General features: G+C 39.7%; 14 protein-coding genes. 3 read left to right on the top strand and 11 right to left on the bottom strand.

The features are described from left to right. Positions 1-207: 207 nt before the first annotated feature. Positions 208-513 (bottom strand): hypothetical protein, encoded by a 306-nt coding sequence (locus LGZ98_RS14400; protein ID WP_262978212.1) that lies wholly within the window; start codon positions 511-513, stop codon positions 208-210. A gap of 12 nt (positions 514-525) precedes the next feature. Further along, positions 526-738, bottom strand: a complete 213-nt coding sequence (locus tag LGZ98_RS14395; RefSeq protein ID WP_113044246.1) for a hypothetical protein — start codon at positions 736-738, stop codon at positions 526-528. Between the two features lie 291 nt (positions 739-1,029). Between LGZ98_RS14395 and LGZ98_RS14390 the strand changes: the two genes are divergently transcribed. Beyond that, positions 1,030-1,170: a hypothetical protein gene (locus LGZ98_RS14390; RefSeq protein WP_158536625.1), complete on the top strand. Its 141-nt coding sequence runs from the start codon at positions 1,030-1,032 to the stop codon at positions 1,168-1,170. 506 nt (positions 1,171-1,676) lie between these two features. On the opposite strand, the gene cas6e is transcribed toward LGZ98_RS14390, so the two are convergent. The 9 genes from cas6e to LGZ98_RS14345 form a co-directional block, all read right to left on the bottom strand. Beyond that, a complete protein-coding gene (gene cas6e, locus LGZ98_RS14385; protein WP_113044247.1) occupies positions 1,677-2,351 on the bottom strand; it encodes a type I-E CRISPR-associated protein Cas6/Cse3/CasE in 675 nt (224 codons plus the stop codon). Then, a complete protein-coding gene (gene cas5e / locus LGZ98_RS14380; RefSeq protein ID WP_113044248.1) occupies positions 2,338-3,084 on the bottom strand; it encodes a type I-E CRISPR-associated protein Cas5/CasD in 747 nt (248 codons plus the stop codon). Before cas5e ends, cas6e begins: the two co-directional genes overlap by 14 nt. A gap of 10 nt (positions 3,085-3,094) precedes the next feature. Continuing rightward, complete coding sequence (gene cas7e / locus LGZ98_RS14375) at positions 3,095-4,129, bottom strand: type I-E CRISPR-associated protein Cas7/Cse4/CasC (RefSeq protein ID WP_112895914.1); 1,035 nt, start codon at positions 4,127-4,129, stop codon at positions 3,095-3,097. Positions 4,130-4,149: 20 nt separating this feature from the next. Then, positions 4,150-4,731 (bottom strand): type I-E CRISPR-associated protein Cse2/CasB, encoded by a 582-nt coding sequence (gene casB / locus LGZ98_RS14370; protein WP_113044249.1) that lies wholly within the window; start codon positions 4,729-4,731, stop codon positions 4,150-4,152. Next, the gene (gene casA / locus LGZ98_RS14365; RefSeq protein WP_113044250.1) at positions 4,731-6,335 is read right to left on the bottom strand and encodes a type I-E CRISPR-associated protein Cse1/CasA; all 1,605 of its coding nucleotides are present in this window, start codon (positions 6,333-6,335) and stop codon (positions 4,731-4,733) included. Before casA ends, casB begins: the two co-directional genes overlap by 1 nt. Positions 6,336-6,349: 14 nt before the next feature. Then, complete coding sequence (gene cas3, locus LGZ98_RS14360; RefSeq protein ID WP_262978211.1) at positions 6,350-9,067, bottom strand: CRISPR-associated helicase Cas3'; 2,718 nt, start codon at positions 9,065-9,067, stop codon at positions 6,350-6,352. A gap of 521 nt (positions 9,068-9,588) precedes the next feature. Then, positions 9,589-10,944 (bottom strand): Fic family protein, encoded by a 1,356-nt coding sequence (locus tag LGZ98_RS14355; RefSeq protein WP_113044252.1) that lies wholly within the window; start codon positions 10,942-10,944, stop codon positions 9,589-9,591. 238 nt (positions 10,945-11,182) lie between these two features. Next, positions 11,183-11,773 (bottom strand): dihydrofolate reductase family protein, encoded by a 591-nt coding sequence (locus tag LGZ98_RS14350; protein WP_113044253.1) that lies wholly within the window; start codon positions 11,771-11,773, stop codon positions 11,183-11,185. Between the two features lie 443 nt (positions 11,774-12,216). Continuing rightward, positions 12,217-13,248: a hypothetical protein gene (locus LGZ98_RS14345; protein ID WP_113044254.1), complete on the bottom strand. Its 1,032-nt coding sequence runs from the start codon at positions 13,246-13,248 to the stop codon at positions 12,217-12,219. A gap of 676 nt (positions 13,249-13,924) precedes the next feature. Between LGZ98_RS14345 and LGZ98_RS14340 the strand changes: the two genes are divergently transcribed. Together LGZ98_RS14340 and LGZ98_RS14335 are read left to right on the top strand one after the other, a co-directional pair. Further along, positions 13,925-14,428, top strand: a complete 504-nt coding sequence (locus LGZ98_RS14340) for a sigma-70 family RNA polymerase sigma factor (RefSeq protein WP_228901600.1) — start codon at positions 13,925-13,927, stop codon at positions 14,426-14,428. Next, positions 14,407-15,420, top strand: a complete 1,014-nt coding sequence (locus LGZ98_RS14335) for a FecR domain-containing protein (RefSeq protein WP_228901599.1) — start codon at positions 14,407-14,409, stop codon at positions 15,418-15,420. The genes LGZ98_RS14340 and LGZ98_RS14335 overlap by 22 nt, the downstream gene beginning before the upstream one ends. The last annotated feature ends 28 nt before the right edge of the window (positions 15,421-15,448 follow it).

The following is a 15,448-nucleotide window of genomic DNA, read 5'->3' as shown; positions in this document are numbered from 1 at the left end:
CATTTGTATATACGCCAATGAGAAAACAGTTGCGTGTCAACTTTATTGATACAATTATTTTTGTGTTCAAATTTTTTTATGAAATCTTAACCGAATGCCATTGTTCGGTTTAGAGCCTCTTGATGATGCTCACTATCTACATAGACTTATGCGCATGTTTTATGCGCATAGATGAGGTGTCTGATGAAAATACAAAGGGATTTAACTTTAATCTGTTTTTTTAGGCGTTAACCCAAATAAAGGGTTATCAATAACAGGGATAACAACAATATCGAATTTGTCTGGCTCCGGCAAAGAATCAATATCCATTAATGCGGCAAATCGTGACATTGCTAAATAAGCTTCTTCAATATCATCGGCGTAAGTCACCCTCCCCAATTCATATTTATCCAGTATCACAAATCGGCGATTACGCGTGTTAAACAGCACATAACCGACCACATCTGGATCATTTTCAATTAACCCCAACGTCTCAAGTTCTTTCTGAAATTTTCTTAGTCGCTTTTTCTTCATTACAAATTTCCGTTAGTTATCCTGAGCCATTCTCTTACGTAAAAAAATTCGATAAGCCGTTGACCTTAATACCGAAAAAAGCGCTGTCAAATCACCGAGCGAATACTGCCCGGTATCGATATGCCCGAACCGCAGATTTATCATCGGCCTGAAAATTGTGGTCAAGGTGGCAGCGAATTGCTCTTTCCCCGTAAAAACGGGGAACATTTCTACTTCAACTATCATCATGAAACCTGAATCTGGTTTATCCCCATCAAGTCAAGGAACTCTGACCCTTTATGTCAATGACCTTTCCGGATGACGGTTGATCCCCGTAGATTACAGGGATCAAATTGCAACAGATGGAGATAGTTCTGTATTTAGCGGTTTACCCCCGTAGAAACGGGGAACAAGTCCATCTCTGCCAGCTCAAACGCTAACTGTTCGGTTTATCCCCGTTAGTACAGGGAACACGCTTCCAAATCCAAAGCACAACAGTATCAGTTCGGTTCACCCCCGTGGACACAAGGAACACCAATGACTACCGACTATGTCACTGTTACTGTCCGGTTTATCCCCAGAGAGGTAGGGAACACCAAGGAAGCCAATGATCAGTGTCATTCTCGTACGGTTTATCCCCGTGAGTACAATACAGGGAACTCATCCTTAGCTATATAACTATTTGGAGCACTGCTAGGTCCATCCCCGTAATTACAGGGAACATTTAGTGAACATAGTAAAGCATCACTCATGCCGCGGTTTATCCCCGTAAATACAGGGAACACTTAAATTCTCTCTTTGACGAGATTTATCGAGTTTGGTTTACCCCGGTAATGACCAGGAACACTCACTAACACGATATCCTACCACTAATTATAGCGGTTTATCCCATTAAACACAGGAAACATATTTTTCCCTGTGCAAATGTATACCAAAATTCGGGTTTATCCCCACAGAGGTGAGGAACACGGTAATTATTTTATCAATATTTCCGAGAGTAACGACCACGCCTTACTCTACAGGATGATATTAGTTAGCAATATCACTTTTTACCGTGCTTTTGAAACATAACACGAACGCCTAACAACAGCGAATTTGCTACCTTTAACATCAATATCTTCATACAACAAAGAATACTGCATTACGATCTTCAACAAAAATAAATTTAAATGACATCAATGCCATTATACTGTTCTAATTAACATCAATCCACATCCCATCGCTTTAGCGCGACCAAAGCCTTTTGCATACTGTTCCAAATATAGCTCACCGTTGGTAATCGTCAGAAGCCCTTGAAAATCAACACTGGAAAATTGTATTTTTTGCCCCTGCTTTTTTACACTTCGATGCTGAGTATAACCTTCAATATCCAGTAAATCGTCAAACTGAATACCCCACTGCTGCATACGACGATGATTTAACAGCCAATTACGGGCAGCATTCTCCATCATCACTCTTATTTTCCCCTGTTCCGTTTCACCTTGCTGTTTTGCCTTAAACTTAGCATGCATCAAAACATCATGACGCTGACGTTTTCCAGAAGGATCAGTAATACAGATTGTTGGGTTAACGCGTAATTTGAAAGCTAAACGCTGCCCTTCCTTCAATTGAGGATAAAATGCTTTCGTTTCCACCTCAAACAATGGTGACTGAGTTTGAGGTGAGGTTTTAGATAAAACATAGAATACAGGTAATCCCATTATTCCAATCTCTTCCCGAAATAGAAATTGCCGTTTTTCGTCTGCTGAAAACAATTTCCATAACAATTGATGAGAAGTATAAACGCCATTTTCACCCAATTTTGCTAATATATTTGCTGTTTGACTCGATTGCCGAAGCACAATTTTAGACAAATACATCAACACCCTCCTCGATAGAAAGTTGATACATAGTACGTTGCCGGAATTGCCAACGCCCTCGGTTAATCGGCTCATCCCAAGGATGGCTGATTAAGATATTTGAAGAGATAATTTCATCTTTATTTCCCTCCCAAAAATAAGTCACAATACCGTTTGCGCCTAGCCACAACTTATCTTCGCTATCAGAATGAATCAGCGGTGGAAAAGAGATATCCAATGCCATTTTTAATGCCGATGACGTAATGAGTTTAGGACTGAGAGGCAAAGCAAGCGGGCAAGATTTACGTCCAAGATGCAAGATAAATACAGGTTTAATTAAAGCATCCCGGAATTGTTCAAGCGTAAAACAAGCGTGTTCAGTTAATGTAATAGCAACGATCCAAATACCATCACAACGATAATCACGATTAGACAGGATGGTATTAAGTTTATCTGACCTTAATTCACTTTTACGGTTCTGATGAACCACATTATTATTGTGCGTCGGCACCTGTGTCGTATGATAATCACGCATTAAAGAGCCAGGAACTGTCTGCTTAATTGCAATTAACACACTTTTTTGTAATTTTGCTAATTCAGACTCATTATCTCGTCGAATACCTAACGCTGCTCCTAATAATCCCAAAATCGCAGAGCGACCAGGATACAATTCCGTTGGCCTCTCTCCCCCAACCGCAGGTTGTCCCCAACTTGCCATCGGGCCATATAATCGGAAGACTAAATATGCTTTCATTCTGCCCCCATTACTGTGCAACAAATTCAAGCAGCTCGGTCAAAGTTCCTTCCCCGGTGAATGTGTTGAATTTATAGCGGGCATCGGCACAAGTACCGTAAACCAGATCAATATTGCGCATTTGGCTTTCTAATGCATCAATTGCCGATGAGCCTTGGTCGCTGTCGTTAATGGGCTTTAAAAATGCAACAGATAAAGAACGAGGTTGTTGTTCGCCTTTCTCAGCGAGAGCAAAACTGGCATAAGCACGAGAAGCAAAACTATTTTGTTTACCCGTAGGCGATATTTTCACAGCGGCTTCTGTTAATGCTTTAATCGCTTTATTAGCAAGGGCTTCATCACCATCCAAATTTTTTATTAATTGCGTTTTATTAATGCAGATATAACTGTAAAACAGCGCGGCGGCAAACCCCAATTCCCCTATATGGGCCGACCCCGTATCTTCCTTACCATCATTTAAATCATCCACCGCTGTAAAATAATCATCTTCAATAACCACACTATGTACACTAATAGCATGAGCGACCTGACAGGCAGCCTCGACGTTAAATGCCGGACTCGAAGCTAACATCCGACCAAACAAAGCAATATCCACCGCGGTTTGCTTAGTTTTTAATAAATTAAGCTCTTCAGCCGTTGGTGCCCGGTTTTCTTCCGTCAGCACCGCAATCAACGACATGACAGATTGTTGCTCTTCCGGGCTGATATGTGCCAATTGTTCAATTTCTAAAGCATCTTTTTTCGTTTTTCCAAAAACACCAGCAATAGTCGTAGCCAATGCTCTAGCAGATTTTTCATTCACTCCAGCATTGATCAACGTTTCAAACACCTTGATACCAAGTCGCTTGGTGCGAATACCCATATTCTCTGATAGCACCTGTTCAAACAATTCAGAAGTACGCCAATGACGTTTTAAACTTTGAGAACTCACGCGTAAACGTTCAAAACCGCCCATTTTCGCTGTCTTAGGCCGGCCTAAATCATCACGATTCAGATTAGATGGCGCATAGGAAGTTAATAGGTGTAATTGAATAAACTGACTCATAATAATCATCCTAAACTCAATTAATAAAAATCCGATAAATCAACTGATTTACCACTAGCAGCACGGTAATAATCCATAACCCACCTCACTTTGATACGCCTATCCGCCTTACATGGCCGTAATTGTCCATATTCAGCAAACCACTCCTCAATATCCCGCGCTAAAGCCAAAACAGAAATATTGCCTTTGATTTGCTGCAAAACCCGACGTAATCGACGTAATAATTCATTCGGTGTTTTAGCATTTTGTAATTGTGAAAATCTTAATTCACTGACCACCGGTTTATTTCCTCCTCCTTTCTTACCCGCCGCTACCGCCAATTTGATATCACTGTTGTTTTTAACATAAACTAATGCCACCGCCATTGTGGCCCAATATTCCAATTTTGCCGGATTATCTGATAAGCTAATTTCATCAGGTAAGCTGAGCCATAAAGCCCGAAAGCCCTCAGTTAACATGGCCGTCTCAACACTTTCACAGCGCTTTAACTGGGCTCTATAAGTAGAAGGCGCTGGAATAATACCTTTCTCTTTTAGCTGTTTTGGTGACATAAACATACTTTGCCACCAATGCAATAATATGATTTCACTCTTACTGTCCATTACACCTCCTCTTTCCCGGAGTGAATATGATGATTAGTGATAAATGTTTTGATCTCTTTTAACGCTTTTTGTCCATATAACCCGATCATTAACTGCTGACGCGCTTTCATACGTTTCGCCATTGAACGTTCATTACCTAATTCAGATAAAGCAACATATTCATCAAATAAATCTCTACAGAGATAACGCAAGGTATTGAGCCAATGTTTGGCCTGTTCTGGTGTCAGAAACGGCATATCGGAATTTGCATTATTGATAAGTTGATGCACCACAGAAAAGAATAGGGATTCACTTTGTTGCCAAAAAGTCAGGTCAATAAAGGAAGTGTCTCCTTTCACATCAATGGGCTTTTCAAACCAAGCCGCTTTTATTTGATTCCGGCATAGCCAAATCATATTGATTGCCAATTTTTGCAGCTCTTTGATTTGATATAGAATCTTTTCCTGTTGTTCAAGTAAGACAAAAAACAACGGCACAGTGACAGAATACCAACAACGTGCTTTCATATTATCCATATCGTAGCCAAATACCCATAGACGAGGCATTGCCCTTCGGAGTTCAGCAAAATGACGACATAAAGAATAAAAATGACTCACAACCGGCGCACAACGCTGTCCTCTCTCATGGCTGGTAAATACTAAAGCATCCCAAATTTTATATGTCACCCCTCCCGGTTGGCCTTTAATAGATAAGGGTTGTGTTGGTTTTTTAGTATCCCATTTATAGGGCGTTAACGGATGGATCCAATTACCGGTATAATTGCCGCCATAGTTTTGTGTCCGATATTCAGAGACAGTGAACTCAGAATATTTACCTGAAATTTTGCAAATATTCTCACCCTTTTCCACTACAAGACGTATACGTCTCGGCATTGCCCAATACATATGTAAGGGATGTACATCCGTAGCATGAATTTCCGTCCCTTCATTAACACTCACTTTTGTTGGCGCTAACCAAGGAAAAACCTGAGCACTGGTTAAATCCGGTTCTGAATAATGCCATTCACTTCGATTAATAACGTTTAACCACAGTTTTTGCCATAATGTGGCATCCGTTTGTTGCGGCACCACTAACGTGGTTAATGGCCCCCCACCTCGTAATCCTACTCGATGTCCCACCCCTCCTGACGGTGCATTAATTTGTAAGGTAAACAGTGCCAAAGTCGCCATTTCAAGAGACATCACATCTCCGATGCCACGTTTAATGAAATGATCCGTATTCAGTCTTAAACCATTCGCTCCCGGTGCTTCAATTAACAATCCAGCTACAGTGGTTGATTTTACTGTTTGCAGCGGATCGAAATCCTGCATAAAAAGAGGCCCTATACCGGTAACATTAAAAGCATGTATCACTTTATTAAAAGTTTGTTGTAATACCTTCTTATCAGGTGATGTTTCATACAGAGCATGCCATTGATATTTATCTTCCGGCGCAAAAACGGTTTGTAATAAACCAATGGCAAATTGGCAAGCGGCTCCTTGAAAATCAGCTCGCGGTAAAGCAAAGTCCATAACATCATGATCACATATCGCATTAATGGGCAGTACTTTTTCACTGCCATCACGTAACCGAAAGGGCAACCACGGGTCCTGAACTAAGTTCATAACACCTCCTGCTTTTATCTTTCACAAAAACCTATTGTTGAAGAATAAGTAAAATTCGGATCTTGATCTGGCAACCAAGGTTGCAAATATCTAATTTGGTAATATTTCTGCTGCAATGCATTGAGAGCAGGTATTAATTCTGTTGGAATTGGGGCTAATTTATCCGCATACTTATTTCTGGATAATTTAATCGTACTCAGTGACACCGAAAATTCGACTGAATTTACCCAAGGTACAAGTTGTCCTGAATCACCTTTTTTCAGTAATAATACCTCAACGGTTTCAATATCACTGTAGCGAGCATTAATATCTGAATCATCCTCATACCAATTATCAGCACTTCGATCACAATAACCATATAATTGCCACTGTAACCAATAAGACTTAGCTTTAGCTGTCTGACTTCGCTCCTCATCAATTAATTCATTCTCTTGATGTTTTAACACTTCAAGCGTTTGCTCATAAGCATGACCATAAACCGCGTCAATTAATTGACGCGTTTCCGCAGGCATACGTATAGCACCCAGTTTTCTCAACACGCGCATGGTTAACCACAAACGTGCAGGCGAGCGATAAACATATTGTGTGTTACGAAAATTATGGCTTAGCCAATCTGATCCAGGTTGCTCCCTCCATTCAGGCGCATAGATACACAATATTGGTGCAGGGCGTGAATCTTTAATACCCCACCGATAAATACCATCACTATCGCGAGTATGGCGATGCAAACGCCCGGCTCGCTGAATGAGATCATCAATAGGACAAATATCTGAAATCATGACATCGGCATCAATATCTAAACTCTCCTGGAATATCTGTGTGGTAATTAATGCTTTGCCCCGCCGCAATTCACCATGACTATTTTTATCAAAAATAGCCAATACACGATCTTCAATCTCTTTTCGGTGTTGCAATATAAACTGGCTATGAAATAACAGACAACGCTCAGGTTCAGTAAGTAAACTTCGCAATGTCTGATAAGCCTCAATAGCATCATCTACTGTATTTCGTATCCAAACGACACATTGCCCTTGTACAATGGCGGCTAATACCTTTTCAACACAACTGCCAAAGCTATTTAAGAAATCAACTTTGACTTCTCGGCTAACATCTTTTCGGCTTGATAACGGTTGTTCAATAACGGGCAATGTGGCATTTAAACTTATTTTGGTTGCTAAAGGAAAATCGGTTTTTTGCAATAATTGAGAACTCAATCCGCCAACATTTAGCCAAATATCCGTTAAACGTTGACGCTGTTTAAAGGTCAATGTTGCTGTCAATAAAATAGCTGAACCACCCTGATAAAGATGCAGCGCTAATAAATTTTCCAGTAAATTAAACATAAACTCATCAGCCGGATGAACCTCATCAACGATTAATACTTTACGATTAAGCCCAAATAATCTTAATGATTGATAGCGCCTTGGTAATACAGCCAATAAAGCCTGATCAATCGCTCCGATTCCGGCAGGCGCTAACAACGCCTGCTTACGTGGGTCAGCTAGCCATTGATTACACTGCGCTGAAGCAGCGACATCTGTTTTACCATCGTTTCTATCTGGATGACCTAACGCTAAAACGGGTTCACGAAATTGATTATTCACCCCCCACGTACCATGAGCTAAAACGATATTTGGTTTACCATCATCCTCTATCGAGAACATTTGCTGGTAATGTTTAGCAATCCGGCTAAATATTGCATTAGAAGACGCCATTGTAGGCAAACCGAAATAAAAACCATCAGCGGCTTTTGCCTGCATCAATCGGTGTGTAAGAGCAAGAGCCGCTTCTGTTTTACCAGCCCCAGTAACATCTTCTAAAATAAACAACTGAGGAGAATCATCTACAGGTATTGATTCGGCCCACTGTTGCAATGGTGTTGCAGCAAAACCGTAATATTTCTGAATGGAAATAAACGGTTTGATTACCGGCGTTCTACCTAAATTTATCGCCATAACCGCTTTTTTTGCCGTTGCTTGAGCATGTTTCCAATAATCTGTTAACGGCATAGGTTTAGATTGATACGTAAAATAATGGCTATCAGAACCAATCCAATCCGCCAATATTGCAATACCAGCAAACTGCCAACTCACTTGTTCTAATTGCCGTCGCCACTCTTTGGATTGTAATTTTTCAATGGGAAACTCAGGTTGAAATAATTCAACCAAATGATGTGCAAAGAGTATGGCAGCATTAAAATTGTGAGGTTCAGTAAAATGTTTAATCGCTTTATAGCCTGTTTTCTCAATTGGCCGGCCGTGATGCCCTAATACACAATCAATGAATACCATTAAGGTATCAAACATCTCTCGCTGTTCTCTTTGTTCAGCGCCTTCAATATTAACAAGTCTATTAAGTAACCCCGTTTTGATATTTTCCCAGAAATACAATCCTATACGATCATGACAAAAATAACGGCCATCATACTCTTTAGGGCAATCTGGTCGATGCAGACCTACTGCCAAACCGGGAAGTAATTTTTGAAAAGCAGATGAAAATTTACCAATATCGTGCAAAGCCAATATAAAAGAGACCATGCTTCGTAACTGCTGCGTAGATAACGCTAAAAAGTTAGCAAGATCTCTAGTTAGCGATCTTTCTAAAGAGAGTAACTGCATTCCTACCGCAGCAACATCTAAACAATGGTAAGGAAGTAGATGATAATCTGCACTATCAATCTCTAAGACTCGCTTCGCCTTACCCCAGTATTGAAAATAAATCGGCATTTCCATCTAAAATCCTTACTTAAAACATCTCTTTTACCTATTTTTAGAACATAATGCGAAAATTTAGATCAGAAAAATACTAGTTTCTGTTTTTTTAGGATAATTCTGTATAAAAACTCACTACCTAAACAGATGAATTTTTGGCCTACTTCTGAGCATAAACCAGAATTAAAGTGACATCGTAGTGCAAGGAGCTGTTTGACTGGGTAGCCAACCTATATTCATCTATCTGATAAATAAAGATAATTATATTTTAAGGTCTGTACCCGTTTTACCAAAGGTTCATTTACACTGATAACCCTGCGTATATGATGTCAGGCCAAGGTGAGATGAAAGTACTGATGGGTGTTTAGCGATGTCAATTACAATTATTCCACAAATCGCTTTTAATCCTTATCTGTATAAATTTAAGCTCTGATGCGACGGCATAACAAAAGAGCTAATTAATAGCTTATCTAAGATAACCTCGTAATTAACCCGGAAATTTTTTATGGTTATGTAGCTATTCAATAGCATGAATACAAAGACTATCGGTGTTTTCCTTTCCATTTTTCAAATTGCGAAGGTCGGAGGCCATACCTTGCCAACACACCTTCATGCAATCGCCGTAGCTCTTCAATAACCAATGCCTTTAACGTGTCACGCTCAGATTGACTTAATTCATCGGAAATTAATTTATCTATAACGTCAATTGAATCCATCTCTGGCGCAGCAACTACCCGATAAACGATCTGCTTAATCATATTTCGATATTGTAATCTTAACGGATCTGGTGTGGTGATTCCCTGCGTGACAGCCAAATATTCTCGGGCAGAACGTTCATAAGCCCACAAATAAAGATCCCGTAGTAATTCAACTCGGGTCATTTCATAAATACCAAGCATTGCACGGCTATATGCCTCTTCCGGTACATCGACAAAAGTTAACGGGCATAGATTTGAACGAATCAACGGCAAATTAGCGGCCAAGCGGGAAGTTCGCTTATTAACATCAGCAAAAGGCTGTAAATACGGCAAATGGACCATCATAAAAAAGGATTGCTCAAACGGATCTGATATAGCTCCTGCTTTCCCGAGCAACGAATCCAAAATTTCACTGATATGGGCCTCACCCGATAACGGTCTGAAAACACTCTTTCCTATTTCAACTTGATGTTGACGGATACGTCCTTCATAGACAGGATTAGATAATAAATTTTCAGATAATGTACTGTGTAAATTGAGAACGGTATATCGATTAAAATCAAGTTCCTCAATACCATCGACAAGTAATTCAATAGCGGCTTTATGGTTTAGGATCATTTGAGTTTCAATAGCGTTTTTTCCTACCGCAACTTTTCCATATTCAATCAACTTCACCGTATCCAATCGACTGTAAGTATTTCCTTCCAAATAACTTGAAGCCCACGATAAATCAATGAGCAAACGATCCAAGATAGATCTACCATAGGTTCCTGCTGGCTGTGAGATTTGTTTCGTATCTCCAATTCGCCAAAGCTGATTACGAATTGGAACCGACAGATAATAAGTGACATTCGGCTCATATGATTCCAGAAACTCTCGCTGATAACCGACAGGCGTCCTCGCTTTGATAGGTTGATCAATATAACGAAGAATATCCTTACTATCCTCAGACAGTGGAATATAGCTCGGGAAATTATCCGATCTATCCGCTACCGAATATGATGTTTCCTCCGTAACGATAACATAGCGGCGACTTCGACCTTCACCCAATATCTGTACTTTCTTATCTTCAACAAGTCGCCCCAACCAACGTTGAACGGTCCTTCTAGGAACGGAGGGATACTCCGCCAATAAATCCGAAACGGACATAGGTTGTGATGCAACACACAAGGTTTCATAAATATCGGTCATTAAACTCATAGCGAACAACAGCTCCCAGTAAGAATACTGGCGCGATTATGGCGCAATTCAGATAATCGCGCCACTTTCGTGCCACCAATATGGCGCTATTAATGTGGGCAATACATCTGGCTGTCGCATTAAACCTGTTTAGCTGAAAACAGGATAGATGATATGGGGTAGGATTACCCAACATCTATACCCGTCATCTTTCAAGTTGCCTCTTTGTTGGCTGCGCTCGCTCACCCCGGTCACATAGTTATCTATGCTCCCGGGGATTCGCTCCCTTGCCGCCGCGATCCATCTTGAAATCCATAGGATATATATCCAGCAAACTTTCAATAGCACCGCTACGTAAAAAACGTTGCGTCTTAGGTATGACATGTACTTTTTCACTTACAGGAAGAACCTCAATGCCCGCGCCTAAAAATACCGGAATCGTGGTTAAGAATATTTGTTGTAATTCACCAGCCTCAGCAAAATATGCAGCGGTTTTACCTCCCCCAACTAACCAGACATCTTTACCATTAGCCTCTTTCTTCGCTCTGGCAGCAATAGCTCTTACTGTTTCATTGGTTATGGTGATATTTAACCCTTCAGGCGTTGACAGCGCTCTATGAGAAAGAACAAAGGCGGGAACATTTTTGTATGGCCAATCATCCGGTGAATTTGTCATGATCCATTCGTATGTTTTTGTTCCCATAATCACAGCACCAATACCTCGATAAAAATCATCATAAGGTGTTGCATCATCCCCAAGCATAAACTCATACAACCAATCCAGTTCATTATTTTTATTAGCAATATAACCATCTATTGTCGCAGCGACGTAATAAATTAATTTCGGCATTATTACCTTCCTATTAAACACGATGTTAAAACGCTATACGCCCGGATTGATGATATACCCGTTATCTTTCAAGTTGTTGGCTGCACTCACCCACCCCGGTCACATTGTTATCTATGCTCCCGGGGATTCGCTCCCTTGCCGTCGCGATCCATCTTGAAATCCATAGGGTATAGTTAAAATATTTTCAAACTTCCGTCAAAGGATAATGCGTATTTTATAAGAAATTATACTTTATAAGATATATATTACCACACATATTCACTTCCGTTACTTCATATTTCCCCCAACACAATACATGAAAAAGTAAAACAAACAACTTACTGCCTGCAACAATTACGCCTATTGAGATAGGCTCTTAGCCAATAAAATAAGACCAGATACAAAAAGATAATATCTATTAGCACGTTAACACTTGATGATGAAACATAGCTCATGCATAAAAGCTAACTTTCATCATCTATAATATTGTTATAGAAGCGATATTCAGGAACTTTAGCTTCATTAATCGTGCCAATTCTTACTGGCAAATGACCATGCGAATGACATAATAATTTTATATAATTCCAATACTCCCTCTCTGTTTCTATATGCTCTATCAGTGGATCAAAAGCACTATCATAAAATTCAACATTTAATTCTCCATCATCATTACCTCCATTAATGTTTCTACTATTATTTTCTTGTTGATTAACACACCCTTTATTATCCTTTTCGTGATTCATATTTCCGCGATCTATAATTTCTAACATCTCCTTTATCATCTCTAAGCTATGGCAAGCTGTTTGTGGTGAATTGTAGAATAAACCATCATTAAAAATAGCTTCCATCAATTCATAAAACGCAAACGAGGTTGTTCCCTGTATATATTTGATATTTCTATTATCATATATACCAAAACATTTATCATTCAAAATATCCGTGTTATTATCATCATAGCCAATTAATATTTGTCTGTCACTAGCAATAACTGGAATATTTTTAATTTCATGGATATACTCACTGATACTGTAATGCTCTTTATCGCCTTTTCTATAACCCGATGCCATACAAACTGATTCAATATTAAAATATTTTGTTGGCGTATGTTCACGATTAAAATATTCAGACAGTTTTTCATTATCTTTCATATCTTTTCGCTGATATACCCGATGAACCGATGTGATTCTCTGAATACTGATCCAATCAAATATCGGTTCTTCTTGAGAAGGCTTTCTAATCTCTGCAATATAAGCAGCAATATCAATTTCCAACCAAGTGCTTAACATAGCCTGCCACGGTTCTATCGCGAGAAATATATTTGATATTGTCACTCCTTTTTCTATTAGGACCTTATTTCTGAAATATTTAAGGAAAAATAACGGATCATTTTTCCCTAACTGTTCCTGGACTGATAACATCGGTACAGCTATTGTCGTATCGTAATCTGAACGAAATCTCAGAATCGAATCAATACAAATAATTAAAATACCTTCCATCTTATCCCTCGTTCATTTAAGCTTTTAATATATTAACCACTGTAATGATCTTATATATAATCATCTATTATAGCTATATATCTGAATTTTGCTATTTTTGAACGTCAAATTTATTATTCCAACCGCCTACATTACATCAATATTAAAAGATAATTACATGATATATTAGGCACTCATCAATAACCCCAACATCATATTACCTTACCCCTAAATCTAAAATGATTTAAAATTTTCCCTTGTGAAAATATTTTTAATATTAAATTCAATTTGAAACTATTAAAAAAATAACAATTCAAATATTCTCAACACGTTAAACACGCGACTAACAGTAAAACTCAATAGAGGATGAACAAGAGATCAAATCAATTAGGCCATAAATAAGAATCAGTTTCTCCATTGATTTAACCTTAAAATTGCCTTGAAGTGCTACTCATATTCTATAGCACTATAAAGGAATGTTTAGTTTAAATTCTCGATCTCTGTTTAAGGCACTTATAATTTATCCCTGCCAATCACGATCAAAACTACAAATTAATTCATTAATTTGCTTTATAGTAAATAAAAATGCATTTGATCAGCCGCTTCGCATCCATTATTTATTGGTAACGGAAAGCAATTACCTGTAACATACAAAAATGATAATGATTTGCATTTACATTGATAGCATCGCATGAAAATGACCGTTAATGTTTCAGACACTCAACAGATCCAGTGCATGTACATCCACAATCATGATTGGCTATTTCGTTGGCTTAAGCATCGTCTTAACTGCGATGAAACTGCCGCAGACCTGACCCAAGATACTTTTGTTAAGTTACTTCGTTCACCTTTACCACAGCCACTCAATGAACCTCGTGCCTACATCGTCACTATCGCCAAGGGGTTGATGGTTAACTGGTATCGCCGCCGCTCACTTGAACAATCTTATCTGGACTTACTCGTCAGTCTGCCTGAACCGCTTATTCCCGCACCAGAGCAAAAACTTATCATCCTCGAAACACTGCAAGAAATTGACATTATGCTTAGTCAACTCCCCGCGCCAGTGCAAACTGTCTTTTTACTTTCCCAGATAGAAGGGATGAAATATGAAGATATTGCAAATCAGATGAATATTTCGCTGTCCACAGTAAAACGTTATATGAAACAAGGCTTTTATCAATGTCTGATAGCGATGACATAAGAGGGATTGGTATGGCTTCCACCGACACATCTTCTTCATCAAGTACACCTTCTGAAACGATACTTGCCGAAGCCGCAGAATGGTTGACCGTTTTGCATGATAGTCATGCCAGCGAAGCTGATCGGAATGCCTGCGCTGCCTGGTGTGCACAAAGTCCAGAACATGCTCAAGCCTGGGAACGGGCACAATGTCTGTTAGCACGGTTACACCATTTACCACCGCATATCGCCTCACCTCTGTTAAACAACAAACAGCCCCTTTCTCGTCGAGAAGCCATCAGAAAGCTTACACTCATGTTGTTAATACCGGCTGGCGCATCATCGCTCTTCTGGCGCTCTGAGCAATTTCAGCTTCTCACCAGCGATTATCACACTGCAACCGGGCAAATTCAGTGCTGGTCATTACCGGATAACAGTCAAGTGACTTTAAATACTCAAAGCTCAACAGATGTCCATTATGACGATACCCAACGGCTCGTTCATCTAAAGCTAGGGGAAATTTATATTGAAACCCATAAAGATAGCCACCAGCCGGTACGCCCATTTAAAGTGCAAACCAAACAAGGCGTTATTGTGGCATTGGGCACAAAATTCAGCGTTCGCCAACAAGCCTCATACATTCAGGTGGAAATAGTAGAAGGAGCGGTTCGCATTACGCCAGATAACGGTTTGCCACACATACTGCATGCTGGAGAGGCGACTCATTTCACTCAATTTGCCGTTGCCCCACAACATCCCCGTTCAACAACATCTCTAAGCTGGCTACATGGCATGATGGTAGCTGATAACTTACCGCTGGCAACAGTAGTTACTGAACTGAATCGCTATCGTTCCGGTGTCATCCGTTGTGATGATGCAGTCGCTAATCTGCGGGTTTCTGGTGCTTTTCCCATACGGGATACGGACCTGGCGCTGCATATGCTATTACAAACTTATCGGCTCTCAATACGCAGCCTGACCCGCTATTGGATTACCCTCTACTCACCCAGTTAATAAAAATAATCATTTTTACTGACACTTT

The organism is Photorhabdus kayaii, assembly GCF_025384895.1.
Taxonomy (GTDB): Bacteria; Pseudomonadota; Gammaproteobacteria; order Enterobacterales; family Enterobacteriaceae; genus Photorhabdus; species Photorhabdus kayaii.
This window is presented reverse-complemented; position numbering and strand designations above follow the sequence as displayed.

Bases quoted from the DNA above. Each gene is read 5' to 3' on its own strand.
- cas3 (WP_262978211.1), bottom strand. From the start codon at position 9,067: ATGGAAATGCCGATTTATTTTCAATACTGGGGTAAGGCGAAGCGAGTC.
- LGZ98_RS14340 (WP_228901600.1), top strand. From the start codon at position 13,925: ATGACCGTTAATGTTTCAGACACTCAACAGATCCAGTGCATGTACATC.
- LGZ98_RS14350 (WP_113044253.1), bottom strand. From the start codon at position 11,773: ATGCCGAAATTAATTTATTACGTCGCTGCGACAATAGATGGTTATATT.
- LGZ98_RS14390 (WP_158536625.1), top strand. From the start codon at position 1,030: ATGACTACCGACTATGTCACTGTTACTGTCCGGTTTATCCCCAGAGAG.
- LGZ98_RS14335 (WP_228901599.1), top strand. From the start codon at position 14,407: ATGTCTGATAGCGATGACATAAGAGGGATTGGTATGGCTTCCACCGAC.
- casB (WP_113044249.1), bottom strand. From the start codon at position 4,731: ATGGACAGTAAGAGTGAAATCATATTATTGCATTGGTGGCAAAGTATG.
- casA (WP_113044250.1), bottom strand. From the start codon at position 6,335: ATGAACTTAGTTCAGGACCCGTGGTTGCCCTTTCGGTTACGTGATGGC.
- cas6e (WP_113044247.1), bottom strand. From the start codon at position 2,351: ATGTATTTGTCTAAAATTGTGCTTCGGCAATCGAGTCAAACAGCAAAT.
- LGZ98_RS14345 (WP_113044254.1), bottom strand. From the start codon at position 13,248: ATGGAAGGTATTTTAATTATTTGTATTGATTCGATTCTGAGATTTCGT.
- cas5e (WP_113044248.1), bottom strand. From the start codon at position 3,084: ATGAAAGCATATTTAGTCTTCCGATTATATGGCCCGATGGCAAGTTGG.
- LGZ98_RS14395 (WP_113044246.1), bottom strand. From the start codon at position 738: ATGATAGTTGAAGTAGAAATGTTCCCCGTTTTTACGGGGAAAGAGCAA.
- LGZ98_RS14400 (WP_262978212.1), bottom strand. From the start codon at position 513: ATGAAGAAAAAGCGACTAAGAAAATTTCAGAAAGAACTTGAGACGTTG.
- LGZ98_RS14355 (WP_113044252.1), bottom strand. From the start codon at position 10,944: ATGAGTTTAATGACCGATATTTATGAAACCTTGTGTGTTGCATCACAA.
- cas7e (WP_112895914.1), bottom strand. From the start codon at position 4,129: ATGAGTCAGTTTATTCAATTACACCTATTAACTTCCTATGCGCCATCT.